Source organism: Mesorhizobium sp. M2C.T.Ca.TU.002.02.1.1 (assembly GCF_003997225.1).
This window is the reverse complement of the sequence record NZ_RZTO01001452.1, coordinates 1-604: the sequence shown is the minus strand read 5'-3', so window position 1 is coordinate 604 and position 604 is coordinate 1. Positions and strand designations below refer to the sequence as shown.

At 69.2% G+C, this 604-nt stretch carries 1 protein-coding gene; it reads right to left on the bottom strand.

Annotated elements, in window-relative coordinates; translation table 11 throughout:
• A partial coding sequence (locus EOD07_RS36705) for an MFS transporter (protein WP_245470643.1) occupies positions 1–536 on the bottom strand: 536 nt, incomplete at its 3' end.
• Between the last annotated feature and the right edge of the window lie 68 nt (positions 537–604).

Here is a 604-nt window from a genome sequence, read left to right as displayed (position 1 = left end):
ACAGGCGTCAGGCCGAGCAGGATGGCGAGCAGCGCCAGCGCCGCTGCGCTGATGCCGTAGAAGGCGCGCCAGCCGAAGGCGTCGGCGACGAGGCTGGCAATCGGACGCGACAAGAGGATGCCGATCATCAGCCCGCTCATCACGTCGCCGATGACGCGTCCGTCCTGTCCGGGCGGCGCCATCGAGGCCGCGACCGGCACCAGCACCTGGATGCAGGAACAGGCAGCGCCGAGCACGAACAGCATGGCAAGCAGCGAGGCGGCGGCCGGCGCGAACGAAGCGACCGCCGCCGCGAGCGCGGCCACAGCGAGCATGCGCAACACCAGCACGCGGTTTTCGACGAGATCCGACAGCGGCACCAGGAGGAACAGTCCCGCCGCATAACCGAGCAGCGTGGCCATCGAGACGAGCCCACTCTCCGATGCCGCGGCGCCCAACGACGGGCCGATCAACCCGACCAGCGTCTGCGGCGCGAACAGATTGGTGACGATGATGCCGACAGAGGCGGCGAACAGCAGCGTTTGGGACCGGGTTATGGTGCCGCCTCCGGCATGCGGCGACGGATCGGCGAACTCGGCCGTCGCGATCCGGGCGTTGTCTGTTC